This window comes from Comamonas denitrificans (genome assembly GCF_042654745.1).
Classification (GTDB): domain Bacteria; phylum Pseudomonadota; class Gammaproteobacteria; order Burkholderiales; family Burkholderiaceae_C; genus Comamonas; species Comamonas denitrificans.
The window spans coordinates 84404-110492 of sequence record NZ_JBHSEY010000016.1; the positions used below are offsets into that span (position 1 = coordinate 84404).

Consider the following 26089-nt stretch of genomic DNA (forward strand, 5'->3'; position numbering starts at 1 on the left):
AGCAGCCGTTATGAGTCTCATGAATGTCGGCGTATCCGCCCTGAACGCCAATCAGCAAGCCCTGACCACCGTTGGCCACAACATTGCCAACGTCAATACCCCCGGTTACTCGCGCCAAACCGTCTATACCAATGCCTTGCACGGGCAAAACATGGGCAACGGCTTTATTGGCAAAGGCGTGCAGGTGGCCACGGTGATGCGCAACTACAGCGCCTTGCTCAACCGCCAATCCAACGCTGCCAACGCCATCCATGCGGCCGATACCAGCCGCCTGCAAGGCCTGATGCAAATGCAAGACGTGTTCAAAGGCGGCGATGGCAGCCTGGGCGCGGCCGTCACCAACATGATGAACGCCTTTGTCGATGTGCAGGCCGCCCCCTCGGATGCCACGGGGCGCAACGTGGTGCTCACCCGCATGAGCGAGCTGGCGGCGCGCTTTCACGCGGCCTCCAACATGCTGGAAGAGCAGGACTACTCCACCGCGCAGCAACTGCGCAACAACGCGCTGCTGGTGAATGACAAAGCCAGCCAAGTGGCCCGCCTGAACAACGAAATCAGCCGCGCCCTGGCCACCGGCCACCAGCCCAATGATTTGCTCGATGCCCGTGACCAGGTGATCCGCGAAATCAACCAGTACGTGCAAACCACCCAGGTGGCGGCCGACGACGGCAGCATCAGCCTGTTTGTCGGGGGCAGCCAGGCGCTGGTGCTGGGCATCAACAGCGGGCAGCTGAGCGTGGAAGAAACCAAGGAATACCCTGGCAGCCAGCGCATGGCGCTGTACTTTAGCCAGCCCGGCGGGCAACAGCTAGAGCTGACGGCGGCCATGGTCGGCGGTGGCGAAATTGCTGGGCTGCTGAAATTTCGCAACGAAGACCTGGCCGAAGGGCGCAACCTGCTGGGCCGCCTGGCCATGACCATCGGGCACGAGCTGAACCTGCAAAACCAGCGCGGCCTGACCCTGAACGGGCAGCAAGGTGGGGCCTTGTTCAGCCTGCCCAGCACCAGCACCGGCTACGGCAACATCACCGGCTACAGCAATATTGGCCCCGGGGCCGCCACCACCCAGGTGATGGATGCCAGCCAGCTCAAGCCCTCGGAATACCGCTTGATTTTTGAAGGCTCGCCCGTGGCCCCGGTGCTCACGCGCATGTCAGACGGCAAGGTGTTCAACGGCAGCTCTACCCCACCTTTGACCATGGCCGCTTTGAATGCTGGTTTTGATGCCGATGGCCTGCGCTTTACGGTGCCCAATGCGACCACCGCTGCGGCCGTGGCGGGCAACAGCATGTTGTTCAAGCCTTTCAGCACGGCGGCCAGCGAGATCGAAGCCCTGGTACACAACCCGGATGAATTGGCCGCAGCCAGTGCGCTCACGGCCAATATCAATAAAAACAACACCGGCAAGCTGCAATTGACCCAGCTGGGGGCCAACGACTTCACCGGCATTCCTGCCGCGCAAGACCCGGTGCGCCTAACCTTTGACGGTGCGGGCCAGGTCACCTACCAAATCTATGACCACCTGAGCAGCACCTGGGGGCCGGCCTCTGCCCCGATGGACTACACCCCTGGCCAGCCGATCACCATCAACGGCTGGAGCATTACCCTGACCGGCACCCCCGCCGCCGGCGATACGGTGGACGTGGCCAATGCCCTGGATTTTGGCGAAGCCTTTCGCCTGAACGCCGGCAACGCCGGGGCGTTTTTGGACCTGCGTGACAAGAAAGTGTTTGACCAGGGCACCACCCTGAGCGATGGTTTTTCTGCCGCCATGGCCGTGGTGGGCACGCGCACGCAAAGCGTGCAGCTGGCGAAAAAGCTCTCGTCCACCGTGGCGAAAAACCTGGAAATGGACCGTACAGCGGTTTCCGGGGTGAACCTGGACGAAGAGGCCGCCCGCCTGCTGCAGTACCAACAGGCCTACCAGGCCTCATCCAAAGTGATTCAAATTGCGCAAAGCCTGTTCGACAGCGTGTTGAACGCTGTGGGCCGCTGATGCGCACGCTAAGTTAAGGAGTCTTTGCCATGTCGATTTCCCGCCTGGGTACGGCCAATATGTACGACCGCACCATCAACAACATCAACCGCCAGCAAAACGAGCTGGCCAGCCAGATGGAGCACACCTCGGCCGGCATGCGCGTGATTCGTCCCAGCGACGACCCCGTGGCCGCCGCCCAGGCCGAGCGCGCCCGCAACCGCCTGGAGCGCATTGCCAGTGACCAGCGCGGGCTGGATGCGCAAAAAGCCACGATCGAGTACGGCGAATCAACGCTGCGCGAAACCATGGATGCCCTGCAATCCTTCCGCGCCCTGATGGTCAATGCCGGCAGCGGCGTGTACAACCAAGTGCAGCGCGACACCCTGGTGGAGCAACTGACCAGCCTGCGCGAGCAAATTGCCAAATACGCCAACCGCGTGGACAGCAACGGCCTGCCGCTGTTTCGCGGGCTGGACACAAAAACCGGCCTGCCCTTCCCCAACGACGAGGAAGGCATTCAATCGGGCCAGCCCAACAGCGGCGAGTTTCACATTGCCAATTCGCTCAACGGCGTACTGGCATTTTTCAGTGGCAAAACCGGCAACGGCGTGCTGGAGATTGACCCCTATTCGCACGCCGCAGGCACGCCCAACCAAGGCAAGGCCCACGCCGATATTGGCGTGATCAAAGACCCGGCAGTGGCTGCGGCAGTGACAACGCCGATTGAAATCACCTTCCAGGACAACGCCGGGGTGCTGGAATACACCACCGATGGCGGCACGACCTGGAGCTCCTACAAAGAAGGGGCCGCCATCAGCGTGGCCGGCATGGACGTGGTCATCAAAGGCCAGCCTGTGGCCGGCGATGGCTTCACCATCAAGCCCAGCACCACGATTTCCACCTTCGAGGCGCTGGACCGCGCCATTGCCGCAGTGCGCGACAACGGTAAGTACGATGGCAGCACCGCCTACGGCACGCTGGCACACGGCATCACCCAGTCGCTCACCGAGCTGGACACGGCGATGAACCGCATCTCCACCGTCACCGGGCTGGCCGGTGACCTGCTCAACCAAGCAGAACGCATGGGCAACACCTTGCTGGTGCGCGAGGAACAAACCGAAGCCCAGCGCGTGGCGGCCGAGCAGTACGATGCCGAAGGCATGGTGCGGGCGGTTGCGCAAATGAAGACCCAGCAAACAGCCGTCTCGGCGGCGCTGCAGTCGTACGCGTCGATTCAAAAGCTATCGCTGTTGAACTATATTTCTTAAAATTTTGATGAAAATCCGGCCCTAACGCTTATTGGTCAAGCGTTAGCAGCTATGCATTTGAAAGTCTGCCGTGCAATACGCTTTGAACGTCCTGGTCATGGGCTACCGCCCGATGTGGAGCAGCGACCGCCAGCTGGCCGGCGTGCAATTGTTTTTGCACGACAGCACCGATGAGCCGGTCGATGTGGCCCACTTTTTGCGCACCCTGGAGCAAACCTGGAGCCCTACCGCCCCCCGGGTGCTGCTCTCGCCGCAATCCCCGGCGCTGCTGAAAAACCTGCTGGTGCGCATCCATGACAGCCCGTTTTGGGCGCTGGAAGTGCGCGGCGAGTGGCTGCAGTGGGATGCCAGCTTGTTGGCCTACGTGCAAAACGCGGCCCGCAAAAATGTGCGCCTGATCTGGCGCGGCAAGCGCGATGCCCTGCCCAGTGCCGAGGTGGCCAACCTGTTCACCAGTGGGCTATTGAGCATCCACCCGCAGGATGCGCTGGAATTTTTGCGCACCCCGCCGCCGCCCGAAGAATGCGCCTTTCTGCTGGAGCGGCAAATGTACGAAGACCTGCACAGCCAAACCATGCTGCGCTGCTGCTTTGACCGCTACCAGGCCAGCGCCGTGGTGGGCTGGCCCGATGAGGATGTGCTGTTCAACCTGCGCGGGGCCAAAGTTCTGCACCCCTCGCACGCCCATGTGCTGCGGCTGATGAAGGCGGTCGATGCCGACCAGCCGCTCGATACGTTTGAAGAAATCTTGAGCGAAGACCCGCTGCTGGCCTACCGCCTGATGCTGTTTGCCAACTCCGCCGCGCTGGGCGCACGCCACCCCATTGATTCGCTGCGCCGCGCCCTGGTGCTGCTGGGCTACGGCCCGTTGCAAAAGTGGCTGGGCAATTTGCTGCTGCACGCCTGCGAAGAGCCCGATTTGCAGCCCGTGCGCCAGTCTATGGTGCAGCGGGCACAGCTCACTTCGCTGCTGCTGGATGCCGGGGTCAGCCAAGAGCTGCGCAGCGAAGTCTATTTGTGCGGCCTGTTCTCCCGGCTGGACGACATCCTGGGCGAACCGCTGGAAGAAAGCCTAGCTCGCCTGCCCCTGTCCGAACGCATCCCCGATGCCGCGCTGCGCCAAGAGGGGCCGTACGCCTCCAGCCTGGAAATGGCCATTGCCCTGGAAAACGAAACCGGTGCCGAAGCCGTGCGCGACCTGTGCGAGCAGCACGGCATGCACCTGGAGACCATCAACCGCACCTTGCTGCGCCTGATCAGCAGCTGGCGCAGCCAGACACCGCGCTGGTAAAACTATCTTTTCAAGAGCTGGTAGCGCTTATAAATCAATGTTTTTTGCATTAAATAATAAAAAAACATTGTAAATAAAGCGCAAGCAGCTATTGTTTTTACCAAAGTGGTGCAGCCTGGGCCTTCAAGGCGGCCCGCAGCGCCAAGTAATCCGGGCAGGCTTGGGCCACCCAGGCCCAAAAGCGCGGGCTGTGGTTCATCTCGTGCAGGTGGGCCAGCTCATGCACCACCACGTAATCCACCACCGGCAGGGGGTAATGCAGCAGCTTGGCGTTGAGCATGAGGCTGCCATCGTGCTTGGCGCTGCCCCAGCGGGTGCGGGCATTCGTCAGGCGCAGGCTGCGCCAGGCCACGCCCAATTGCGGGGCGTAATGCTGCAAGCGCTCGGTGAACACGCTGCGGGCCTGGCCCAGCCACCAGGCCCAGGTGGCCGTGCGCATGGCCGCCGCGCTGGCATCGGCCGCGCAGGGCAGGTGCAGCACCCAGCGCTGGGCCGCTACGGCCACCAGCAAGCCTTCGCGCGGGGCGCTGGGGTGCAGCTCCAATTGCAATTGGCCGCCCAAAAAGGGCAGGGTGGTGCGGTTGTGCCAATCAATCTGTACTTGTGCTTCCTGGCGCTCTTGCACCAGGCTGAGCTTGCTGCGAATCCACCCGGCTTTTTCGTGCAGCAGGGCCTGAATTTGCCGCTCACTGGCGCGCAGCGGGGCGCGCACGACCAGCCCCTTGCTGGCGCTGATCTCCAGGCCCAGGCTGCGCCGGGCGCTGCGCACCAGGGTAAATGGCGGCAGCGGCGGCACGGGGGGCGTGGGCGGCGGGGCCTGCGTCATGCCTTGGGCGCAGCGGGGGGCACGGTGGGGGCGCTGGGGGCGGCCGGGGAGGCGGCTTCGGGGTAAGCCTCGGGGTCCAAGCGGCGCATTTCGGCCTCAATCCAGCGCTGCACCTCGGCGGTCAGCTCATCGTGCTTGCGCCCGGTGGTGGGGATGGGCGGGCCAATCGAGACTTCCACCGTGCCGGGGTAGCGCACAAAGCCATTGCGGGGCCAGCAGCGCGCGCTGGTAATGGCCACCGGCACGACGGGTACGCCACACATACAGGCCAGGCGCGCGGCACCGCTTTTGTAATCGCCCACTTCGCCCCGGCCCACGCGGGTGCCTTCGGGGAACATCGCCACCCACACGCCTTCGCCCAGCAGGCGCTTGCCTTGCTCGACCACCTTGTGAAACGCACGGCTGCCGTGCTTGCGGTCAATGTGAATCATGTCCATGCTGCCAATCGACCAGCCGAAAAAAGGGATGCGCAGCAGCTCTTTTTTAAACACGTAGGCAATGCGCCGGGGCAGGATGCCAGGGAGCAAAAAGGTTTCAAACGTTGATTGGTGCTTGGCCAGCAGCACCACGCCCTGGTGGGGGTCGGTGGGTAAATGTTCCAAGCCTTGCACCCGGTAGTGAATGCCGCAAAACCAACGCGCCGCGTGGACGCTGAGCATCAGCCAGGCCGTGCCAATGCGCCAGCGCACCATCACCGGCAGGCCCAGGACGCGGGCCAATAAAACCCCCAAGGTGTAGGGAATGACGGTAATCACCATCCAAAAGGTGTGCAAAAGAGAACGCAAAAACAGCATGGCGGGGCAGAAGTCGGAAGGAAATGGGCCAGCGCAGGGCAGTGGTAGTGGTCTGGCCAGCCGCAAGGGTCAATCAGGGGCCAGGGCGTGGGCCAGCGCCATCCAGTTGGCGTAGCGCGGCAACGGGCTTTCGGCGCAGAGCGTGCAGTCGATGTGCAAAGAGGGGTCGGGCATGACCAAGGCCACCTTGGCCCCCACGGCCAGCCCGGCCTGGATGTGTGCTTGGCACAGGCCGACCACCCACAGCTCTTGGGGGGCGACCCCGCAGCGGGCGGCAATTTGCAGCAGCAGGCCAGGGGCGGGCTTGCGGCAGTCGCAGTGCTCTTCGGGAGCGTGGGGGCAGAAAAAGAAGGCTTCGATCCGCCCGCCTGCGGCATTGAGGATTTTCTGCAGGCGCTGCTGCACGGCGGTGAGCTCCGCAATCTCCAAGCTGCCCCGCCCCAAGCCGGGTTGGTTCACGGCCTGCACCACGTGCCAGCCGTGGTGGTTGAGGTGGGCAATGGCATCGGCGATGCCCGGCTGGGCTTGCCAGGTACCGACATCCATGACGGCCCCGACGCTGTCGGGGTCGATGCTGCCCAGATAATCAAAAACCACCACTTTCATTTAGCACCCCCGTGGCATGTGGGCATTGTTGGTTCAGGCTCCGGCCCAGCGGCGCAGCACCAAGCTGGCGTTGGTGCCGCCAAAACCAAAGCTGTTGGACAGCACTTGGTTCAGCTGGGCATCGCGCGTGGTCGTGACCAGGGGCATGTCGCCCAGGGCCGGGTCGGGGGTTTCGACGTTGGCCGAGCCAGCGATAAACCCCTTGTTCAGCATGATCAGGCAGTAAATCGCCTCTTGCACGCCGGTGGCGCCCAGCGAGTGGCCGGTGAGCGATTTGGTGCTGGAAAACGGTGGCACGGCATCGCCAAACACGGCGCGCATGGCCCGCACTTCCTGCATATCGCCCACGGGGGTGGAGGTGCCGTGGGTGTTGATGTAGTCAATGGGTGCATCCAGGCCTTGCATGGCTTGCTGCATGCAGGCAATGGCACCGTCGCCGGACGGGGCGACCATGTCTTCGCCGTCGCTGGTGGCACCAAAGCCGACCACTTCGGCCAAGATGGTGGCCCCGCGCGCCTGGGCGTGCTCCAGGCTTTCGAGTACCACGGCACCGCCGCCGCCGGCGATGACAAAGCCATCGCGGTTCGCGTCGTAGGCGCGGGCGGCTTTTTCTGGGGTGGCGTTGTACTTGCTGGACATGGCGCCCATGCCGTCAAACAGCAGCGACATGCCCCAGGATAGTTCTTCGCCGCCACCGGCAAACATCACATCTTGCATGCCCCAGGCAATTTGCTGGGCGGCCGCACCAATGCAGTGCGCCGAGGTGGAGCAGGCCGAGGTGATCGAGTAGTTGATGCCCTTGACCTTGAAATTGGTCGCCAGGCAGGCCGAGACGGTGCTGCTCATGCAGCGCGTGACCTGGTAGGGGCCGACGCGGCGGATGCCTTTTTCGCGCAGGGTGTCGGCGGCCTCGATTTGGTTGGCGGGCGAGCCGCCGCCCGAGCCCATGATCAAACCGGTGCGCGGGTGCGAGATTTGCTCTGGCGTGAGGCCCGCTTGCTTGATAGCGTCTTCCAGCGCAATTTGGGAGTATGCGGCAGCATTTCCCATGAAGCGCAACTGTTTGCGGTCGATGCGTGCTTCGATATCAATAGTGGGAACGCCGGCCACTTGGCTGCGCAGCCCCATTTCGGTCATTTCCGGCACGGCCTGGATGCCGCTGGTGCCGTTGCGCAAAGCCGCTTCGACCGTAGCCAAATCATTGCCAATGCACGAGACGATGCCCGCACCGGTAATTACGACGCGCCGTGGGGTCATGCCTGGCCTCCAGCCTTGTCGCCCTCGCGCAGAAACAGGCCTACGCGCAGGTCGTTGCACACATAAATTTCTTTGCCATCGGCCAGCAGGCGGGCATCGCCAATGGCCATGCACAGCTTGCGTTTGATGACGCGTTTGATGTCGATCTCGTACTTGACCAACTTCACCTCGGGGCCCACTTCGCCGGTGAATTTCACTTCGCCAGCCCCCAGGGCGCGGCCTCGGCCCGGCAGGCGCAGCCAGGTCAGGTAAAAACCAATGAGCTGCCACATGGCATCCAGCCCCAGGCAGCCGGGCATGACCGGGTCGCCTTGGAAGTGGCAATCAAAAAACCACAGATTGGGTTTGACATCCAGCTCGGCCTCGATGCGGCCCAAACCGTGGGCACCACCGTCTTCAGAGATGTGGGTGATGCGGTCAAACATCAACATCGGCGGCAGCGGCAAACGGCCACTGTCGGGGTTGAACAGTTTGCCTTCTCCGGAAGCAATCAGTTGTTCATAGGAAAAAGATTCGGCCATGGGGTTCAATACTCCGCGTTAGCAGGGACGTGCTAACTTAATTACAAATATGGGCTGCAGTGTAAAGGGTTTGAGAGGGGTTTGGCGGGCTCTGGCGGCGATCAGGACGTGGCGCAACGCAGTTTGTCGCGCCTGTGCTGCCACAGGGCCAAGCCCAGTACCACCAGCGCCCACGCCGCCAAGGGCCACAGCCCGGTCACGGCCATCCAGCGGGCGTAGGGGGTGCGCTGCTGGTGGCCGGTGACTTCCCCGGTCAGCACGGCGCGCTGCGCCGAAGGCAGCTGCTGCACGACGTTGCCCCGGTGGTCAATGATGGCCGTGGCCCCGGTGTTGGTGGCCCGCAAGAACGGGCGCTCAAACTCCAGGGCCCGCATCTGGCTGATGTGCAAATGCTGGTCGATGGCCACGCTGTCGCCAAACCAGGCGATGTTGCTCAGGTTGGCAAAGATGGTGGGTGCTTGCGCTTCTTGGGCAAAGCGGGCGGCCAGCTCTTCGGTAAACAGGTCTTCGTAGCAGATGGTGGGGGCAATGCGCTCGCCCGCCCAGTGCAGGGACGGTTGCACCAAGGCCCCTTGGGAAAACTCCCCCAGCGGAATGTCCATCATGCGCACAAACCACTGGAACAGCGGCGGGATAAATTCGCCAAAAGGCACCAGGTGGTGCTTGTCGTAGCGGTAGGCCGAGGGCTCTGCAGGCGACCAGCCGATGACCGAATTGGTATAGCCCTGCGCCGCGTTGCCCAACGGCATGCCGACCAAGGCGGCCCGGTGGTCGCCCCAGGTGCTGAACCAAGAGCGCAGGCCGTCCAGGTAGCCGGGGCTCAGTTGCTGGGGCAGCAACGGGATGGCGGTTTCTGGGGCCAGGGTCAAATCGGCCTGGCTGGCGTACAGCTGGCGGCTGTACCACTGCAGCGCCAGCGGAATGCCGGTGCCGGCTTGAAATTTTTCATCCTGGGGGATATTGCCTTGCAGCAGGGCCACCGACAGGGGCGGCTGCTCGTGCCGGTAGTTGTTCAGTGTGAGCTGGCGCTGGGCATGCAGGCCAAACAGCAGCATGGCGCCATAGCCGCACATGGCCCAGATTTTCGGGTCGCGCAGGTCGCTGCGGCGCACTTGGGCCAGCAGCATGGCCAAGCCTGCCGCAGCGGCACCAATGCCGTACACCCCGACCCAGCGGGCCAGGGGAAAGAGTAGGCCGGAGATGTGCGCATAGCCGCTGGCCCCCCAGGGAAAACCCGTCCAGAGCACGCCCCGGGCCAACTCGGCCAGCAGCCAGCACGCTGCAAAAACAAGAGCATTTACCGCACGGTGGGTAAAGCTAAAGTGCTTAAAAAGCGCACAAACAGCGGCGTAGTACAAGGCCAGAAACAGCGCCAAGGCCAGCACCCCGGCCGCCGCCAGCGGGGCCGCCAGGCCGCCGTAGGTGTGCATGGAGGTGAACAGCCACCAAAAGGTGCCCGCCAGCCAGCTGGTGCCAAACAGCCAGCCCAGCAGCGCCCCATCGCGCCGGCGCGGGGCGGTGAGTAAGGCTTTGCACAGCAGCGCCAGACTGAGCAGTTGCAGCCACCACAGGGCCGCGCCGTGGCCCGGCCAGGCCAGCGAGGCCGCGTGCAGCCAGCCCGCGGGCAGCATCGCCAAGCGCCATTGCCACGGCTGCCCGGTGGGCAACTGCGGCCTAGAGCGCTGCGGCAAGCTCAAGGTGCTCAAGATGGGGTGCTTTCTGCCGTATCTGTGGCTGGGGCTTCGGGGCGGCGCACCTGGAACCAGCGCACCGCGCCGCCTTTGGTCAGCAGCACGCGCAGCTCCAGCCCTTCCCATTGCAGCACCTGGCCCCGCCGTGGCACATGGCCCAGGGTGTGGGCCACATAGCCGCCCAGGGTGTCGAAGTTTTCCATGGCGTGCGCGGGCAGATGCAGGTCAAACGCCTGCACGGCGCGGCTCAGGTCCAGGTCGCCAGCGACGCGGTAGCTGCCATCGGCCAGGGCGAAGATGTCGCCTTCCTCGTCGGGGGTGTCAAATTCGTCTTCAATTTCGCCGACGATTTGCTCCAGCACATCCTCCATCGTGACCAGTCCGGCGATGTTGCCAAACTCATCGACGACGATGGACAGGTGGTAGTGGTTGCTGCGAAATTCGCGCAGCAAATCGTACAGGCCCTTGGTTTCCGGGATGAAGTTCACCGGGCGCAGCAAGGCGCGCAGCTTCAAGGTGGGCGAGCGCTGCAGCTTGAGCAGGTCTTTGGCCATGAGCACGCCAATGATGTTTTCGCGTGCGCCTTCGTACACCGGAAAGCGCGAATGCGCGGTGCGAATGACCTGGTCGAGCAGGGCTTCAAAAGGGGCGTGAATGTCCAGCACGTCCATGCGGGGGGCCGGCACCATGATGTCGTCGGCCGTGCGGTCGGCCATGCGGATCACGCCTTCAAGCATGGCCAGGGCCTCGGGGCTGATGATGGCTTTGTCTTCTGCTTCGGCCAGGGTTTCGATCAGCGCGTCAGGCGTATCGGGGCTGGGGTGGAGAAATTCTTGAAACTTCTGCCAGAAAGAGCGTTTATCGTCCCGCTCTGGGTGGGAATCGGACACAGTGGTCAGTGCGTGTTATCGCGCAAGTGAAACAAGGCGCTAAGAATAGCCGATTGCGCAGCGATTTTCGCCAGGATAGGCGGCTGCGCCGCAGGGCTATCGGCCACCACTGGCCCGCAGCCATTGCTTTTTCAGAAAGTAATCGGCATCGGCAAAGCGTTGCTCTAAACGCTGCGCCAAGCGTGTATCCATAGCAGGTGCCGGTAGCTGCAAATAGGCTTCAGCCTCAGTTCCGTAGTAAACCACGCGGGCACCAGCGTTGATAGCTATCTTTAGCATTGCACTGTTTTGCGTGAGTGCGTGGATGCACATGGTTTTCACGTTGCGGTTGCGGGCGTGCATGCCAGCGCGGGCAAACAGGCGCGCACCCAGGCCCAGCCCACGGGCGCTTTTCAGTACCGATACGCCAAACTCGGCCGCAGCCTGGGGCGTAGCGCCGTAGCCCAAATGCGCCATGGCGATCAATTGCAGGCGGCGGTTGAAAACGCCAAACACTTCGTCGCGGGTGAAGTCGAGTTTTTCGACGTAGCGGGTAATTTGCGCATCGTTGGCCAGGTAGCCAAAGCGCAAGAAGCGGTCGGCATCATTGAGCTGCAGCAGGTGGTGGAGCACCAAGGGCCGGTGTTTGGCCTTCAGGGTGCGAATGGGCACCACCTTGGGCAGCAAAGAGCGGGCCGTGAAGCGGCGCAGAAAGGACTGGATAGAAGACAACATGGTACAAGCAAATAGGGGTAAACCCTTGAATGCCTGCATTGCACCATAAGTGCGGCTTCCCTATGAGTCCTAGGGTAAATACCAATGTCTTGGTGTGGTGTTGGTGTGGCTTAGAGCGGCACCGAGGTGGTGCCTTTGACGCGGTCCAGGACAAAGCTGGTTTTGCAGTCTTGCACGCTGGGGTGCTGCAACAAGGTGTCCATGATGAAGCGGCTGTAGTGCGCCATATCACTGACGACCACTTGCAGCAGGTAATCCATCTCGCCCGTCAGCGAGGCGCATTCGACCACTTCGGGCCACGCCTGCACGCTTTCGCGGAACGCATCCATGGGGCTGCGCTTGTGGATGCCAGCGCCTTTTTCCAGGCGCACATTGAGGTAGGCGGTCAGGCCCAGGCCGACCTTGGCCGGGGCGATGAGGGCAACGTAGCGCTCAATGATGCCCACATCCTCCAGGCGCTTGACGCGGCGCAGCACGGCGCTGGGCGACAGGCCCACTTGCTCGCCGATCACGTCGTAGGTTTGGCGGCCATTTTCTTGCAAGCGGCGCAAGATGGCGCGGTCGAGTTTGTCAATATTGTGCAGGTCGGTCATGGCAGATTTTTTTAATGGCGTTTTGCGCAGGTTGCTGCATTTTTATCAAGTTTTTGGGGTTTTGAAAGCAGTTTTATTGCGCAAATGGGGAGGGGCCCCCTCGGGAATTTACCTGATTCGCTTGACGTTTACGTAAACGAGAATGTGCCACTATGTCTGATTTTTCTACCGTGGACCCCTTGTGGCCAGAAATGCGCTTTGTGCAACGCAGTTGGCTCAGTGCCAACAACATCGTGTTTAACCAAGGGCGCACCGCCGTGGTCGATACCGGTTACTGCACCGAGGCGGCGGCCACCGTGCAAGGGGTGCGCCAGGCGCTGCAGGGGCAAACGCTGGCGCACATTGTGAACACCCATTTGCACAGCGACCATTGCGGTGGCAATGCTGCGCTGCAGGCGGCTTGGCCCCAGGTGCAAACCTGGGTTGCACCGGGGCAATTGGCCTTGGTGCAGGCGTGGGACCCGGTGGGCCTGAGCTATGCGCCGACGGGGCAGCGCTGCCCGCAGTTTCGTGCTGATGGGGTGGTGCAACCGGGTGCTACCGTGCAGCTGGGTTTGCGCGATTGGCAAGTGCATGCGGCCCCGGGGCATGATCCGCATTCGGTCGTTTTGTTTGAGCCGCAGCGGCGCTTGTTGATTTCGGCCGATGCGCTGTGGGAACGTGGGTTTGGTGTGGTTTTCCCTGAACTTGAGGGTGAGCAGGCCTTTGCCGAGGTGGGGGCCACGCTGGATGTGATCGAGCAATTGCAACCCGAGTGGGTGCTGCCCGGCCATGGCGGCATGTTCAGCGATGTGGCGGGGGCGCTGGCCGTGGCCCGCAAACGCTTGGCCGACTTTCAGGCCGACCCCCAGCGCCATGCGCAGTACGCGGCCAAGGTGTTGTTGAAATACAAATTGCTGGAATGGCAGCAGGCCAGCTGCCAGCAAGTGCAGGATTGGTGCGCCAGCACGCCGCTGATGCAGCAGATGCGCCAGCGCTACTTTGCCGATCAAGACCCTGCGGCCTGGGTGCTAGCGCTTTTGCAGGCGCTGGCGGCGGCCCGGGCGGTGGTGTGGGAGGGCGATCAGGTGCGCAATGTGGATTGATATTTGAAGCTGTTTGCGCTTGTTATTATTGGTTTTAATGGTGTTAATCCGTTTAAACCAATGTATTTAAAGCGCAAACAGCTATCAAATTTAAGGTAGCTCTTTGTTGTACGCCACAGGGGTGTTTTTCGGCCCCACCAGCCCCAGGCGGGATCGTAGCGATTGGGGTTGGCCGGTGATGGCGGCGGCGTAGTTGGTGGTGTTGGCCAGCACCTTTTTCACATAGTCGCGCGTTTCGGTGAAGGGCACGTTTTCGGCCCAAATCGCTGCATCCAGCACCGGGCCGTTGCGCCAGTTGCGCGGGCGACCGGGGCCAGCGTTGTACCCAGCGGCGGCCAGCGCCATGGAGCCATCAAAATCGTCCAGCGCCAGCTTGAGGTAGGCGGTGCCGATGGTGATGTTTACATCGTGCTGGTTGATCATTGAGGGCTGAAAATCGGTCATGCCGATTTTTTTGGCCGTCCACTTGGCCGTGGCGGGCATCACCTGCATCAGCCCGGAGGCCCCGACGTGGGAGCGTGCGTCCATGATGAAGCGGCTTTCTTGGCGGATCAGCCCGTACACATAGGCGGGATCGAGCCCAATGGTGCGGGCGCGGGTGACCACTTCGTCTTTGAACGGCATCGGGTAGCGCTGCTGCCAGCTCACAAAGCTCTTGGTGCGCTCGCTGGTGTTGATGCAGCGATCCCACACCTGGGCTTGGCAGGCGATGGCAGCGGCGGCCAGCAGATCGCGGTCATGCATGCCGCCGGGTTGGTGCAGGTTGGTGGTGTAGTTCCATTCGCGCACGCCTTCGCTGCGCAGGCCGATGCGGATGGCATACAGCGCCCGCGTCAGGCCGGGGTTGGCGTGGGCGCGGGCGATTTCCTCGGCGGTGGGCGGCTGCGGCTCGGGCGGCGGCAGCACGGCTTGCCCCAGGTCTTCAGCGGCCAGTTGTTCGTAGAAGCCATCGACACCGGCAATGCTGCCCAGCAAGGCCTGGGCGCGTGCCTGGTCGGCGGGTGTGCCCTGGGTCAGCAGGGCGCGGGCCTGCCAGTACACCCAGGTGCTGTCTTGCTGTTGTGCGGGGGACATGGCGGCGATGGCGCGCTGCACCTTGTCCCATTGGCCAGCACGCAAGGCGGCGCGGGCTAGCCAGGCCAGGCTGTCGTCGTTCAGGTCGGTCAGCTGTTTGACTTGTGCAAAATAATCCAGCGCATTGTCAGACAGGCGGCGGGCGGCCACTTTGCCGATCATGCCCCAGACCCAGTGCTGCTCTTCGGCGGACAGCGATTGTTGCCAGCGCGTGCGCAGCAATTGCGCGGCCTGGTCGGGGTCGCTGCTGGCCAGCCGAACCAGGGCCAGCGTGGCCAGGGCGGGCGGTGGGGTGGTTTTGGGGTTGCTTAGGTATGCCTGCGGGGATTTGAACAGCCCGGCCAGGGCAGCCACGTGCTGCGGCGCAACGATGGCCAGCGCATTGCGCGCGGTGCTCAGTTGGTTGCGTTCGGCCCCCAGGCGGGCGCGTTGCCACACGGCCAGGGCGGGCAGTTGCTCGGCGGCGTACAGGGTGCTGGCGGCGTATGTGCAGCCATCGTCATTGGCGGGCTGGCCCATCCACAGTTGCTGCAGTTCGGTGCTGGCGTGCTGGGGCAGGCGGCCTTCGATGCTGGCAATGGCCAAGTCGTAGCAGCGCAGCTGCTTGTCGTCTTGCATCCGAAACTCGGTGTGCAGGCGTTCAAATTCTGCCCAGTTGCGCCGCTGGCCCAGCAGCAGCAGCCAGTCGTTGCGCAGGCGGTCTTCTTGGTAGGTGCCGCGCCAGCGCTGCAGGAAGTCTTCCACCTCTTGGGCCGTGGCACTGCTTAGCCGTGCCTTCAGTGCCCAGTAGTGCCCCCAGACTTCCAGCGGGTGGTCTTGGATGGCCGGTAGCAGGGAGGTCAGCGTCCGCAGGTCCTGTTTGCGCGAGGCTTGTTGCATCTGCAGCAGCACCTCATCTGCGGCAGACTGCGCGAAAACAACGCCAGGACAGGTCAAAGTAGTGGCCAAAGCCACCAGCGGTGTCAAAATTGCAAGCCGTTTCATTCTGTGGATTATGTGATGGACAAAGTAGCCCTGCGCCGAAGTTTGGTGCAAGCCCGTTTGCAAATGCCCCATCGGCAGCAGAGCACGCACGACCTGCAAAGTGCCATGCGCATTTGGTTGGTGGGCCGTGCCGATACGGTGATTGGTGCGTATTGGCCAATCAAAGGGGAATTTGACCCCTTGCCTGTCCTGCACCGCTGGAAGGAAGATGGCGAGCTGCTGGACAAACCCCAGTTGCGCCGCATTGGCTTGCCGGTGATTGATAAGCAAACCAAGACCATGCGTTTTCATGTGTGGTATCCGGGGTGCCCGATGGAAGAGGATGCCTACGGGATTCCCAAGCCCAAAGACACGGAGGTGATTGAGCCGACGTTGCTGTTCGTGCCCTGTGTGGGCTATGGCGCGGGGGGGTATCGCCTGGGCTACGGCGGTGGTTTTTATGACCGCACCTTGGCGCAATTGCAGCCCAAACCGTTCACCGTTGGTTTGGGGTTTGCGCAAGGGTATATTGATTGCTTTGAGCCCGAGCCGCACGACCAGCCCCTGGATGCCATATTGAACAACTACGGTGCAGTCTGGCCCGTTGGGTGATGGTGCATGGGCTGTGCTGGGTTGGTGCTGCTAGTAACTACTTACTGTGTACGATGAAATACCGTGTGCCAGCAGACTGCAGTGCAGGCAAGATACAGTCAAACGTTTTGCGCCATTGCATGAAAAGCGCAAGAAATTGCACCAAGCAGCCAAGAAGTGCAGTTTTCTCCCTTTAGTTTTCGTATTTGACTGCTCGGCAGTCTGACAAAATCCCGCCTATGTTTGCCATCATTGGTTATGTTATTGCTTTTGGCTGCGTTTTCGGTGTGTATATATTGCACGGCGGCAACGTGGATGTTTTGGCTAAGGCCTTGCCCTTTGAGATGGCCACCATTGGTGGCTCGGCCCTGGGTGCGTTCTTGGTATCCAATCCCCCCAAGGTGTTAAAAGCCACCATCGCTGCCGTGGCGGCTGCCTTTAAAGGGGGAAAACAGAACAAAGCCCGGTTCATGGACTTGTTGGCCTTGCTCTATGACATTTTGCAAAAAGCCCGCAAAGAGGGCTTGATGTCCATTGAAGGCGATGTGGAGGAGCCACAGAACTCCCCCATGTTTCAAAAATACCCTGCGCTGTTGGCCGACCACCATTTGGTCGATTTCATGACCGATTATTTGCGCATGATGGTCTCGGGCAACCTCAACTCCCATGAGATTGAATCGCTCATGGACAACGAAATTGATGCCCACCACCAAGAGGCGCACCGTCCGGTGGTCGCTTTGCAGCGGCTGGCTGGTGCTTTGCCTGCCTTTGGTATCGTGGCCGCCGTGCTGGGGGTGGTGAACACCATGGGCTCGGTGGGGCAGCCCCCCTCGGTGTTGGGAGGGATGATTGCCTCGGCGCTGGTCGGGACGTTTTTGGGGATTTTGCTGGCCTACGCTTTGGTCGAACCCATGGCCTGCTTGGTCGAGCACAACGTGCAAGATGCCTCCAAAGAGTTCGATTGCATCAAATGCACCTTGATTGCCAGTATGCAAGGCTACAACCCGCCCACAGCGATTGAGTTTGGCCGCAAAGTTCTCTTCTCGACGGAGCGCCCCGGCTTTCTTGAGCTCGAGTCCCACGTCAAGGGCAAGAAGTAAATGGCAACCGCACCCCAGGGCCAGGCGGGAGGGAGTGAAAAAAAACTCCAGCCCATCATCATCAAGCGCGTTAAGAAAAGCGCGCATGGTGTGCATGGCGGCGCGTGGAAAATTGCTTACGCTGACTTTGTCACCGCCATGATGGCGTTTTTCCTCTTGATGTGGCTGCTCGGCTCCACCGCCAAAGGGGATTTGCAAGGCATTGCTGCCTACTTTAATTCACCGCTGAAAGTGGCCATGCAGGGCGGGGATGGGGCCGGTAACAGCTCCAGCATCATTCCTGGGGGTGGCACTGATTTGGCCCGCATCAGCGGGCAGGTCAAGCGCTCTGACGCAGATGCCGACACCAATCGGCGCCGTGACATGGATGCCAAAGCCCGTCGGGCACAAGAAGATGCGCAGCGCATCAAGGCCTTGCAGGCCAAGATTGAGGCGGTGATTTCCAGCAATGCCACGCTCAACGAGTACCGCTCGCAGATCCGCATGGATATCACCCCGGATGGCTTGCAGATTCAAATTGTGGATGAGCAAAACCGCCCCATGTTTGATATTGGCAGCGCCATCGTCAAACCCTATATGCGCGTTATCCTGCGAGAGGTGGGGGCGGCCCTGGGCGGGGTAGAAAATCGCATCAGCTTGGCTGGGCACACCGATGCCGCACCGTACGGCAATGGCGAGCGCGGGTATAGCAACTGGGAGTTGTCCACCGATCGCGCCAATGCTTCACGCCGGGAGCTGGTTTCTGCGGGCATGCCCGATGACAAGCTGGCCCGGGTCGTCGGCCTTTCGTCCATGGATTTGTTATTGCCGGACCAACCACGGGCACCGCAAAACCGGCGCATTACGATTACTGTGCTCACCCGCGAAGCCGAAGAGCGCTTGCTGGGGAAAAATTTCCAGCCAGTCACGCAGCAAACCGACGTTCCTGAAGTGCTGACAGGGCAAACCCCGGACAATCGACCCTTTGAACCAGCGACAATACCCGCACCTGTAGATGCAGCGAAGGGGCCATCCGCCGCCCCTGAAGCTGCAAGACCTTAACGATAACTTTTCACCGAAAGGGGCCCGATGTGGCAAACACTGCCCTTCGTTTTTTAATTGTTGATGACTTCTCCACCATGCGCCGGATCGTGCGCAACCTGCTCAAAGAGAGCGGGTTCTCTGAGGCCGATGAGGCTGAAGACGGTGTAGCGGCCTTGCAAAAGCTGCGCAGCAGCAAGTTCGACTTCGTGGTGACCGATATCAATATGCCCAACATGAACGGCTTTCAGCTGTTGGCAGAAGTGAAGTCGGACGAAAAACTCAAACACCTGCCTGTGCTGATGGTGACCGCGGAAGCCCGTAAAGAGGATATTGTGGCGGCCGCCCAAGGCGGGGCTGCTGGCTATATCGTGAAACCTTTTACCAAGGCCACCTTGGAAGAGAAGGTGACCCTGATCCTGAAAAAACAAGGATTGGCGTAAAACACCATGCAAGAAGATCTGCCCAATCCTCCCGTTGATGCGCCTGCAGCCGGTTTGGGGCAGGACGATGTTCACAACAAGCTGGGGCTGCTCACGCGCCAGCTGCACGATGCCTTGCGCGAGCTGGGCTACGCTGATCGTTTGCGCAGCTCGGCCGACAAGCTGCCCGATGCCCAAAATCGGCTGTCGTACATCGCCCGTTTAACCGGCGAGGCGGCCGAAAAAGTGTTGAGCTTGGTGGATGACGCAAAAGTGCGCCAAACCAATATCGTCAATGCCACCAAGCAGATGCGCCAGTCCATGATTGCCGACCCAGTCGCTGCGGTGGCCAAGGGGCACATCATGAACTACCTGGAGGACATGGAGACCGCCACCGAAATTGTCGATCAGCAACTGACCGACATCATGATGGCCCAGGATTTTCATGACCTCACTGGGCAGGTGATTGCCAAGGTGGTTACCTTGGCCTCCAGCCTGGAGAATCAGCTGGTGGAATTGCTGGTGCAAACCGCCCCGGCCGGTGCGGTGCTCCCAGCGGCACCTGCCCAGCCCCCTGCGCCGCCGGTGCCTGAGGCGGTGGATGCCGAAGATGTCTGGGCTGCGGCGTTGGCTGAAGGCCAGCCCATTGCCCATCCCCAGCTCAATGGCCCGGTGGTCGATCCAGCCAGCACCCCCAATGTGGTGTCCTCGCAGTCCGAGGTGGATGATTTGCTGGCCAGCCTGGGTTTTTGATGTAAATAGATAAAAAGGCTTGAAACGCTTGCTGGATAAGCGTTTGCAGCTCCTGTTTTTATTATCGCCTTGCGTCTTTTGCAAGATAAACAGCCCTTAAAGCGGGCTTATCCATCCTTTGCATTCTTTCCAGATCCGGACAATGGCATGAGACCTTACCTCTCATGCCACCATGGAATCGAGCCAAGATAAATCCCTACCAGCCACCGCCAGGAAGCTGCAAAAGACCCGTAGCGAGGGCCAGACCTCGCGCTCGCGGGACTTGTCGCATCTGGCGGTTTTAGGCATCGGCTGTGCGGTGGTGTTGGCCGGTGGCCCCACCCTGTTGCAGCACCTGCGCATCGAGATGCGCCAGCAGTTCACCTTTGATGGGGCCACGGTGCTGGTGCCGCATGTGATGCTTGAGCGCCTGGTCAGCATGATGGGCCTGGGCATCATGGGGGTGCTGGTGTTTGCCCTGTGCATCAATGTGGCGACGATTTTGCTCAGTCTGATGTCCGGCGGCTGGGTGTTCAGCTGGACACCCATCATGCCCAAATTCAGCAAGATCAACCCCTTGACAGGCTTGGGCAACGTGTTTTCCAAGCAGCAATTGGTCACGGCGATCAAAAACGTTTTTCTGACGCTGATTTTGGGATTTATCGCCTGGCTGCACATTCGTGATGGCGTGGCGCATGTGGCTAAGTTGCCCGCGCAGGGCAGCCCGATGGCCTTGGCCATGGCGGGCGATTGGATTTTGTCGGGCCTCACGCTGCTGATGTTGGTGGTGTTCATCGTGGCCCTGATTGATGTGCCCTTGCAAAAATTCCTATTCTTGCAGCGCTTGAAAATGAGCCACCAAGAGGTCAAGCAAGAGCACAAAGAGTCTGAAGGCAGCCCTGAAGTCAAGGGCAAAATTCGCCAAAAGCAGCGCGAGATGGCGCACCGTGCTTCGGTTTCGCGCGTGCCGGCGGCCGATTTTGTTGTCACCAACCCCACCCATTACGCCGTGGCGCTGCGCTATGACGAGGCCACCATGAGCGCCCCCCAAGTCGTGGCCATGGGCGCAGATTTGATTGCGCTGAAGATTCGGGAAGTGGCCAAGGCCCACAGCGTCCCCGTGTTGGAGTCGCCCATGCTGGCGCGGGCGCTGTACGCCCATGCGGAAATTGACCAAACCATTCCAGCCCAGCTCTACACCGCTGTGGCGCAGGTGCTGGCCTATGTGTATCGGTTGAAAGCCAGCCTGCGCGGCGAAGCGCCCGCCCCCGGTGATTTGGCCCCACCCGATGTTCCAGAAGAGCTGGATCCGCATAACAAGAAACGTTTTGCGGAATAAAAACCATAAATAGCGTTGAAATAAAAGGGAAGCGTGCTATGAGTACCGCAAATTTAAAGAATCTTCAGCAATGGGCCGGCCAAAATGGCTGGGCTGTGCAAGGCTTGGCGGCCCCCATCCTGGTGGTGGCCATCCTGGCCTTGATGGTGCTGCCGATTGCCCCGTGGATGCTGGACACCTTCTTCACGCTGAACATCGCCCTGGCGCTGATGGTGATGATGGTGGCGGCGTACATGGTCAAGCCGCTGGACTTTGCCGCCTTCCCGTCGGTGTTGCTGCTCACTACCTTGATGCGTTTGTCGCTGAACGTGGCCTCGACCCGCGTGGTTTTGCTCGAAGGGCACACCGGCCCCGGTGCGGCTGGGGCGGTGATTGAGGCCTTTGGCCACTTCTTGATTGGCGGCAACTTTGCCGTGGGTTTGATCGTGTTTGCCATTTTGGTGGTCATCAACTTCATGGTGGTGACCAAGGGGGCTGAGCGCATTGCCGAGGTGTCCGCCCGCTTTACCTTGGATGCCATGCCGGGCAAGCAAATGGCTGTGGATGCCGACTTGAACGCCGGCCTGATCGACGAGGCCGAAGCCAAACGCCGCCGCTTGGAGGTGCAGGAAGAGGCGAACTTCTTTGGCTCCATGGACGGTGCCAGCAAGTTTGTGCGCGGTGATGCGGTGGCCGGGATTTTGATTTTGATCATCAACATCATCGGCGGCTTTGCCATCGGCATGGCCCAGCACGGCCTGTCGGCGGGCGAAGCGGCCAACAGCTACGTCTTGCTGGCCGTGGGCGATGCCCTGGTCGCGCAGATTCCTGGTTTGCTCATTTCGGTGGCTGCGGCCATGGTGATTTCGCGCGTGGGCAAGGACAACGACACCGGCAAGCAGATTGCTGCGCAGATGTTCATGTCGCCCCGGGCCTTGGGCATTACGGCCGGCATTTTGATCTTGCTGGGGGTGGTTCCGGGCATGCCGCACACCGTATTTTTGCTGATGGGCTGCGCCTTTGGCTACGGCGCTTGGCTGGCCATGCGGGCGAAAAACAAACCCAAAGAAACCCCCGAGCAGCTCGCTGCCGCGCAAGAGGCGCTGGCTGCGCCGCAGCAAGAAACCGAGGCCACCTGGGACGACTTGCAGCCCGTGGATCTGCTGGGCCTGGAGCTGGGCTACCGCCTGATTGCCCTGGTGGATAAAAAGCGCCAAGGCGATTTGCTCACCCGCATCAAAGGCGTGCGCCGCAAATTTGCCCAGGAAGTGGGCTTTTTGCCCCCTGCCGTGCATGTGCGCGACAACCTCGAACTCAAGCCCAGCGCTTACCGCATCACCCTGCGCGGCGTGATGGTGGGCGAGGGCGAAGCCTTCCCCGGCATGTATTTGGCGATCAACCCCGGTGGCATCACCACGCCACTGATCGGCACCCCCACCACCGACCCGGCCTTTGGCTTGCCCGCCCACTGGATTGACGAGCGCCAAAAAGAAGCGGCACAAATGGCAGGCTTTACCGTCGTTGATTCGGAAACTGTGATGGCAACACATTTGTCACACTTGATGCAAATGCATGCCGCCAAGTTACTGAGCCGCGCCGAGGTTCAGCAGCTGGTGGATCACGTGGCCAAAGTGGCCCCCCGGTTGATTGAAGAGGTCATTCCAAAAATGGTGCCGATTACTGTGTTCCAAAAAGTTCTGCAGCTGCTGCTGGAGGATGCGGTGCACATTCGTGACATCCGCACCATTATTGAAACCCTGGCGGAAAACGCCGGGCACACCCAAGACCCGGTGGAGCTGGCGCGGCGCGTGCGCATTGCCTTGGCCCCGGCCATCGTGCAACAAATTTACGGCCCCACCCGCGAGTTGAATGTGATTGCCATCGAACCCGGTTTAGAGCGCCTGCTGGTGCAAGCGCTGACCAATGCCAACGGCCCGTCGTTGGACCCGGGCGTGGCCGATGTGCTGACGCAGCGGGCCGCCGAGGTGGCCAACCAGCAAGAGGAGCTGGGCATGCCGGCCTGCCTGCTGGTGCCCGACCAAATTCGCAATGCCATCGCCCGTCTCGTGCGCCGTGTGGCCCCGCGCCTGCAAGTGCTGGCGCACAGTGAAATTCCCGAAACGCATTCGATCCGCATCGGCCCGATTCTTAAAGGTGCATAACTATGAACATCCAACGCTTTCTTGCTCCCACTTCGCGTGAAGCCTTAGCCAAAGCACGGTCTGTTTTTGGCGAAGGCACACTCATTTTGTCCAACCGCGCCACCGCCCAGGGCGTGGAAGTCATGGCCACGGCCGAAGACCACCTGCAGCACATGGACCGTGGCCAGAAAACCAGTCCCGGGCTGCGCGCCGCCATCCAGGCGCGGGCGGCCGAAGAAACCCGCCCCTTGCGCAAAACTGCGGCCCCCATCATTGCCCCGCAGGCCCCAGCACCCAAGCCCGTGGCCGCTGCTGTGGCACCACGCATGGCCGCGCCGGTGCACGTCAGCCCGCGCCAAAGCGTGGCCGAAGATACCGAGCAGCTGGCCATGAGCACCCTGTCCTTCCAGGATTACGTGCGTGAGCGCATGCTGCGCCGCCGCAGCGAAGGCATCCAGGCGGCCGAGTTGCCTGAAGACCAATTGCCCACCTTCGCCCGCAAAGCCCGCCAAGACAGTGCCAAAGCCCCCGCTATGCCCCAGGTGGTGCGCCAAAACCCCCTGCGTGCCATGGCCGCAGAGGTGCCGACCAGCAAAAATCTGGCGGCCAGCCCCGCCACCAGCCAAGGCATGCTGCAAGAGCTGCAGACCGTCAAAAGTCTGATCGAAGAACGCTTCAACACCCTGGCCTGGCTGGGGCAAACGCGGCAAAACCCACTGCACTCCAACCTGATCTTGAAGTTGATTCGCGCCGGTTTTTCGCCCGCCCTGGCCCGCACCCTGATTGAGCGCATGCCCCAAACCGGGGCCCCGGCAGAATCGCTGCGCTGGCTGATGCAGGTGCTGGAGCGCAATTTGCGCACCGATGCCTCGGCAGCACCCATCTACGATGTGGGCGGCGTGTTTGCCTTGATCGGCTCGACCGGGGTGGGCAAAACCACCACGGCGGCCAAACTGGCCGCCCTGTGCGCCCAACGACACGGGGCGCAAAACGTTGGCCTGATCACGCTGGATACCTACCGGGTCGGTGCCCACGAGCAACTGCGCACCTATGGCCGCATGCTCGGTGTCGTGGCCCACTTGGCCCATGACAAAGCGGCCTTGAAAGATTTGCTGGGCCTGCTGTCGGGCAAGAAAATGGTCATCATCGACACCACCGGTGTATCCCCCCGCGACCCCCGCAAGGACGATATTTTGCAAGTGCTGCAGCTGCCTGGCGTGCAGCAACTGCTGGTGGCCAATGCCGGCTGCCATGGCGACACCTTGGATGAATCCTTGGCCGCGTTCAAGCACCACAATTGCCGCCAAGCCATCCTGTCCAAGGTGGATGAAGCCGTCAAACTCGGCCCGGCGCTCGATGCCCTGATTCGCCACCAAATGGTGTTGCGCGGGGTGACCAACGGCCAGCGCGTGCCTGAAGATTTTGACCGTGCCGTGGCCAGCAACCTGATTGCCAGCGCGATGCGGGCGCACAGCAAATCGGCGTTTGACCCCAGCGCGCTGGATTTGGACTTTTTCTATGCAGATTCCCCCTTGGGGGCCGCTGGCGGAGGTTTTCATGCTTGACAGTGGTTGGCACCAGGGCAGCAGCCTGCTTGGCCAGTCCAGTGGGCAGCTGCGGGTATTAAGCGTCATCCCCTCGGGCGAGGTGGAGGACTTGCACGCCCTGTGGCAAGCCTGCGCAGCGTTGCAAGCGCAAGGCTACCCGGTGATGATTTTGGATGGCCTAGAGAGCGAAACCGACCAAGCCCCAGGCCTAGAAGACGTGCTGCAAGGCTGCAGCAGCACCGCGCTGCCGGCGCACCTGACCCAGCCCCACGCCATTGCCAGCTTGCCTGCGGCGCGGGGCTTGCAAGAGCTGGCCGATTGGGCGCAAGCCAGTGGCCAGCCGCCCTTGGGGCAGCTGTACCGGCATTTTCGCAACCATGCGCTGCTGGTGGTGCTGGCCCCGGCCCCCTTGCTGGGGGCGGTGTGCAAGGGGGTGCAGCAAGCGCCCTGGTTGCTGGTGCCCACCAAACGCCACAGCGTGGTGGCGTGCTACCGCGCGCTGAAGCAAGTGTTCATGGACACCGGGGTCATGCCCCAGTTGCTGGCGTTGCGCCCGGCGCATACCGGGTTGGACCCGCTCTTGAAATCTATAGCGCAGTGCGCACACCACCATTTGCATGTTGAGCCTTTGGCCCAGCAAATCGACCCAGAACACCCCCGGCAGCTACAGCGCTGGGCGCTACAATGCTTGGAGCAGGGGCAGGTGATTACTGCGCCTGAGCCCGCAATGCTGCCCGCCAGCCTGTTTGCGCCTTGCGCCACCCCTTCACCTGCGTGGAATCATTGAGTTGATGTACACCGCCCACGGTCAATTAAGCCTTGATACCTTGATCCGCCAGCACGCCCCGCTGGTGCGGCGGATTGCGCAGCACATGATGGCCCGGTTGCCGCCCAGTGTGGAGCTGGACGATTTGATCCAGGTGGGCATGATTGGCCTGGCCGATGCCTTGTCGCGCTACGAAACCAGCCATGGGGTGCAATTTGAGACCTTTGCCAGCCAGCGCATTCGTGGTGCCATGCTCGATGAACTGCGCGGCAGCGATTGGATGAGCCGCAGCGCCCGCAAAGGCCAAAAAGACATTGAAAGCGCCATCCACCGCCTGGAGCAAAGCCTAGGCCGAGCGCCCAAAGAATCCGAAATCGCCGAGGCCATGGAGCTGGAGCTGGCCGAGTACCAAGAGCTGCTGGGCCGGGTGCGCGGCACGCAATTGATTTATCTGGAAGACATGGGCCAAAACGGCGATGAGGGCGAAAACTTCCTCGATCGCCATGTGGCCGATGCCCAGGCCGACCCCTTTGCCCAGTTGCGTGACCATCGCTTGCGCCAGGCGCTGGTGGAGGCCATTGAGAACCTGCCCGAGCGCGAAAAATACGTCATGGCCATGTACTACGAGCACGATATGAACCTGAAAGAAATCGCCGCCGTCCTGGAAGTGACCGAGTCGCGCATCAGCCAATTGCACAGCCAAGCCATCGCACGGCTGCGCACAAAAATGCGTTTGCATTAAGGGCTTAAGTTCTTTCGCAAAGCGCCGATAAAAAAACAAGGCCCTGGACACTTGCGTGTTCCACGTGGTCTGGATCAAAGAGATTGATAGGTGTGAGCGGTAGTTTTCTCGCTTTTGTTATAGCAACAACCGCAGCACAATAGGCATTAAGGCAACAGT

General features: G+C 61.4%; 24 protein-coding genes. 14 read left to right on the plus strand and 10 right to left on the minus strand.

Annotated features, from left to right (window positions below):
• Window positions 1-10 precede the first annotated feature (10 nt).
• The 3 genes from flgK to ACFO24_RS04525 all read left to right on the plus strand — a co-directional run bounded on the left by flgK (window position 11) and on the right by ACFO24_RS04525 (window position 4537).
• Complete coding sequence (gene flgK / locus ACFO24_RS04515; RefSeq protein WP_377737047.1) at window positions 11-1996, plus strand: flagellar hook-associated protein FlgK; 1986 nt, start codon at window positions 11-13, stop codon at window positions 1994-1996.
• Between the two features lie 29 nt (window positions 1997-2025).
• Entirely contained in the window at window positions 2026-3246 is a 1221-nt protein-coding gene (gene flgL / locus ACFO24_RS04520) for a flagellar hook-associated protein FlgL (RefSeq protein WP_377737048.1), read from the plus strand.
• Between the two features lie 70 nt (window positions 3247-3316).
• Window positions 3317-4537 carry an HDOD domain-containing protein gene (locus ACFO24_RS04525; RefSeq protein WP_377737050.1) on the plus strand — a complete coding sequence of 407 codons (1221 nt, stop codon included), beginning with the start codon at window positions 3317-3319 and terminating at the stop codon, window positions 4535-4537.
• A 97-nt stretch (window positions 4538-4634) separates the two neighbouring features.
• Here ACFO24_RS04525 and ACFO24_RS04530 read toward each other — a convergent pair whose 3' ends face one another.
• From ACFO24_RS04530 to ACFO24_RS04570, 9 genes are all read right to left on the minus strand, one after another.
• Window positions 4635-5363: a M48 family metallopeptidase gene (locus tag ACFO24_RS04530; protein ID WP_377737051.1), complete on the minus strand. Its 729-nt coding sequence runs from the start codon at window positions 5361-5363 to the stop codon at window positions 4635-4637.
• Window positions 5360-6157, minus strand: a complete 798-nt coding sequence (locus tag ACFO24_RS04535; protein ID WP_377737052.1) for a lysophospholipid acyltransferase family protein — start codon at window positions 6155-6157, stop codon at window positions 5360-5362. The genes ACFO24_RS04530 and ACFO24_RS04535 overlap by 4 nt, the downstream gene beginning before the upstream one ends.
• A 69-nt stretch (window positions 6158-6226) precedes the next feature.
• On the minus strand, window positions 6227-6763 hold the full coding sequence (locus tag ACFO24_RS04540) for a D-glycero-alpha-D-manno-heptose-1,7-bisphosphate 7-phosphatase (RefSeq protein WP_377737053.1): 537 nt from the start codon (window positions 6761-6763) through the stop codon (window positions 6227-6229).
• Window positions 6764-6796: 33 nt separating this feature from the next.
• Window positions 6797-8020 (minus strand): beta-ketoacyl-ACP synthase I, encoded by a 1224-nt coding sequence (gene fabB, locus ACFO24_RS04545; protein WP_377737054.1) that lies wholly within the window; start codon window positions 8018-8020, stop codon window positions 6797-6799.
• On the minus strand, window positions 8017-8541 hold the full coding sequence (gene fabA, locus ACFO24_RS04550) for a bifunctional 3-hydroxydecanoyl-ACP dehydratase/trans-2-decenoyl-ACP isomerase (protein WP_377737055.1): 525 nt from the start codon (window positions 8539-8541) through the stop codon (window positions 8017-8019). Before fabA ends, fabB begins: the two co-directional genes overlap by 4 nt.
• Before the next feature lie 101 nt (window positions 8542-8642).
• Window positions 8643-10172, minus strand: a complete 1530-nt coding sequence (gene lnt, locus ACFO24_RS04555; protein ID WP_377737189.1) for an apolipoprotein N-acyltransferase — start codon at window positions 10170-10172, stop codon at window positions 8643-8645.
• A gap of 71 nt (window positions 10173-10243) precedes the next feature.
• A complete protein-coding gene (locus tag ACFO24_RS04560) occupies window positions 10244-11122 on the minus strand; it encodes an HlyC/CorC family transporter (RefSeq protein ID WP_377737056.1) in 879 nt (292 codons plus the stop codon).
• Window positions 11123-11218: 96 nt separating this feature from the next.
• Window positions 11219-11836, minus strand: a complete 618-nt coding sequence (locus ACFO24_RS04565; protein WP_377737058.1) for a GNAT family N-acetyltransferase — start codon at window positions 11834-11836, stop codon at window positions 11219-11221.
• A 110-nt stretch (window positions 11837-11946) separates the two neighbouring features.
• The gene (locus ACFO24_RS04570) at window positions 11947-12429 is read right to left on the minus strand and encodes an Lrp/AsnC family transcriptional regulator (protein WP_207575766.1); all 483 of its coding nucleotides are present in this window, start codon (window positions 12427-12429) and stop codon (window positions 11947-11949) included.
• A 152-nt stretch (window positions 12430-12581) separates the two neighbouring features.
• On the opposite strand from ACFO24_RS04570, the gene ACFO24_RS04575 reads away from it, so the two are divergent.
• Window positions 12582-13514, plus strand: coding sequence for an MBL fold metallo-hydrolase (locus ACFO24_RS04575; protein ID WP_377737060.1), 933 nt, complete (start codon window positions 12582-12584; stop codon window positions 13512-13514).
• A 90-nt stretch (window positions 13515-13604) separates the two neighbouring features.
• Here the strand turns inward: ACFO24_RS04575 and ACFO24_RS04580 are convergent, their stop codons facing one another.
• A complete protein-coding gene (locus ACFO24_RS04580) occupies window positions 13605-15572 on the minus strand; it encodes a lytic transglycosylase domain-containing protein (protein ID WP_377737061.1) in 1968 nt (655 codons plus the stop codon).
• Between the two features lie 15 nt (window positions 15573-15587).
• Between ACFO24_RS04580 and ACFO24_RS04585 the strand changes: the two genes are divergently transcribed.
• The 10 genes from ACFO24_RS04585 to ACFO24_RS04630 all read left to right on the plus strand — a co-directional run bounded on the left by ACFO24_RS04585 (window position 15588) and on the right by ACFO24_RS04630 (window position 25930).
• Window positions 15588-16163: a 5-formyltetrahydrofolate cyclo-ligase gene (locus tag ACFO24_RS04585; protein WP_207575763.1), complete on the plus strand. Its 576-nt coding sequence runs from the start codon at window positions 15588-15590 to the stop codon at window positions 16161-16163.
• Between the two features lie 218 nt (window positions 16164-16381).
• Window positions 16382-17242: a flagellar motor stator protein MotA gene (gene motA, locus ACFO24_RS04590; RefSeq protein ID WP_207575762.1), complete on the plus strand. Its 861-nt coding sequence runs from the start codon at window positions 16382-16384 to the stop codon at window positions 17240-17242.
• Window positions 17243-18283 (plus strand): flagellar motor protein MotB, encoded by a 1041-nt coding sequence (gene motB / locus ACFO24_RS04595; protein WP_377737062.1) that lies wholly within the window; start codon window positions 17243-17245, stop codon window positions 18281-18283.
• 29 nt (window positions 18284-18312) lie between these two features.
• On the plus strand, window positions 18313-18705 hold the full coding sequence (cheY, locus tag ACFO24_RS04600) for a chemotaxis response regulator CheY (RefSeq protein WP_207575760.1): 393 nt from the start codon (window positions 18313-18315) through the stop codon (window positions 18703-18705).
• A gap of 6 nt (window positions 18706-18711) precedes the next feature.
• Window positions 18712-19437 (plus strand): protein phosphatase CheZ, encoded by a 726-nt coding sequence (locus ACFO24_RS04605; RefSeq protein ID WP_377737064.1) that lies wholly within the window; start codon window positions 18712-18714, stop codon window positions 19435-19437.
• A 172-nt stretch (window positions 19438-19609) separates the two neighbouring features.
• Complete coding sequence (flhB, locus tag ACFO24_RS04610; RefSeq protein WP_377737066.1) at window positions 19610-20755, plus strand: flagellar biosynthesis protein FlhB; 1146 nt, start codon at window positions 19610-19612, stop codon at window positions 20753-20755.
• Between the two features lie 38 nt (window positions 20756-20793).
• Window positions 20794-22896 carry a flagellar biosynthesis protein FlhA gene (gene flhA, locus ACFO24_RS04615; RefSeq protein WP_377737067.1) on the plus strand — a complete coding sequence of 701 codons (2103 nt, stop codon included), beginning with the start codon at window positions 20794-20796 and terminating at the stop codon, window positions 22894-22896.
• A gap of 2 nt (window positions 22897-22898) precedes the next feature.
• Window positions 22899-24440, plus strand: a complete 1542-nt coding sequence (gene flhF / locus ACFO24_RS04620; RefSeq protein ID WP_377737069.1) for a flagellar biosynthesis protein FlhF — start codon at window positions 22899-22901, stop codon at window positions 24438-24440.
• Window positions 24394-25209: a hypothetical protein gene (locus ACFO24_RS04625; protein ID WP_377737071.1), complete on the plus strand. Its 816-nt coding sequence runs from the start codon at window positions 24394-24396 to the stop codon at window positions 25207-25209. Before flhF ends, ACFO24_RS04625 begins: the two co-directional genes overlap by 47 nt.
• Window positions 25210-25213: 4 nt before the next feature.
• Window positions 25214-25930, plus strand: coding sequence for an RNA polymerase sigma factor FliA (locus tag ACFO24_RS04630; protein ID WP_207575754.1), 717 nt, complete (start codon window positions 25214-25216; stop codon window positions 25928-25930).
• The last annotated feature ends 159 nt before the right edge of the window (window positions 25931-26089 follow it).

What these genes read in the sequence shown, in the direction of transcription:
- flgK (WP_377737047.1), top strand. Translation starts at nt 11, where the DNA reads ATGAGTCTCATGAATGTCGGCGTATCCGCCCTGAACGCCAATCAGCAA.
- flgL (WP_377737048.1), top strand. Translation starts at nt 2,026, where the DNA reads ATGTCGATTTCCCGCCTGGGTACGGCCAATATGTACGACCGCACCATC.
- ACFO24_RS04530 (WP_377737051.1), bottom strand. Translation starts at nt 5,363, where the DNA reads ATGACGCAGGCCCCGCCGCCCACGCCCCCCGTGCCGCCGCTGCCGCCA.
- ACFO24_RS04535 (WP_377737052.1), bottom strand. Translation starts at nt 6,157, where the DNA reads ATGCTGTTTTTGCGTTCTCTTTTGCACACCTTTTGGATGGTGATTACC.
- ACFO24_RS04540 (WP_377737053.1), bottom strand. Translation starts at nt 6,763, where the DNA reads ATGAAAGTGGTGGTTTTTGATTATCTGGGCAGCATCGACCCCGACAGC.
- fabB (WP_377737054.1), bottom strand. Translation starts at nt 8,020, where the DNA reads ATGACCCCACGGCGCGTCGTAATTACCGGTGCGGGCATCGTCTCGTGC.
- fabA (WP_377737055.1), bottom strand. Translation starts at nt 8,541, where the DNA reads ATGGCCGAATCTTTTTCCTATGAACAACTGATTGCTTCCGGAGAAGGC.
- lnt (WP_377737189.1), bottom strand. Translation starts at nt 10,172, where the DNA reads ATGCTGCCCGCGGGCTGGCTGCACGCGGCCTCGCTGGCCTGGCCGGGC.
- ACFO24_RS04565 (WP_377737058.1), bottom strand. Translation starts at nt 11,836, where the DNA reads ATGTTGTCTTCTATCCAGTCCTTTCTGCGCCGCTTCACGGCCCGCTCT.
- ACFO24_RS04570 (WP_207575766.1), bottom strand. Translation starts at nt 12,429, where the DNA reads ATGACCGACCTGCACAATATTGACAAACTCGACCGCGCCATCTTGCGC.
- ACFO24_RS04575 (WP_377737060.1), top strand. Translation starts at nt 12,582, where the DNA reads ATGTCTGATTTTTCTACCGTGGACCCCTTGTGGCCAGAAATGCGCTTT.
- ACFO24_RS04580 (WP_377737061.1), bottom strand. Translation starts at nt 15,572, where the DNA reads ATGAAACGGCTTGCAATTTTGACACCGCTGGTGGCTTTGGCCACTACT.
- ACFO24_RS04585 (WP_207575763.1), top strand. Translation starts at nt 15,588, where the DNA reads ATGGACAAAGTAGCCCTGCGCCGAAGTTTGGTGCAAGCCCGTTTGCAA.
- motA (WP_207575762.1), top strand. Translation starts at nt 16,382, where the DNA reads ATGTTTGCCATCATTGGTTATGTTATTGCTTTTGGCTGCGTTTTCGGT.
- motB (WP_377737062.1), top strand. Translation starts at nt 17,243, where the DNA reads ATGGCAACCGCACCCCAGGGCCAGGCGGGAGGGAGTGAAAAAAAACTC.
- ACFO24_RS04605 (WP_377737064.1), top strand. Translation starts at nt 18,712, where the DNA reads ATGCAAGAAGATCTGCCCAATCCTCCCGTTGATGCGCCTGCAGCCGGT.
- flhB (WP_377737066.1), top strand. Translation starts at nt 19,610, where the DNA reads ATGGAATCGAGCCAAGATAAATCCCTACCAGCCACCGCCAGGAAGCTG.
- flhA (WP_377737067.1), top strand. Translation starts at nt 20,794, where the DNA reads ATGAGTACCGCAAATTTAAAGAATCTTCAGCAATGGGCCGGCCAAAAT.
- flhF (WP_377737069.1), top strand. Translation starts at nt 22,899, where the DNA reads ATGAACATCCAACGCTTTCTTGCTCCCACTTCGCGTGAAGCCTTAGCC.
- ACFO24_RS04625 (WP_377737071.1), top strand. Translation starts at nt 24,394, where the DNA reads ATGCAGATTCCCCCTTGGGGGCCGCTGGCGGAGGTTTTCATGCTTGAC.
- ACFO24_RS04630 (WP_207575754.1), top strand. Translation starts at nt 25,214, where the DNA reads ATGTACACCGCCCACGGTCAATTAAGCCTTGATACCTTGATCCGCCAG.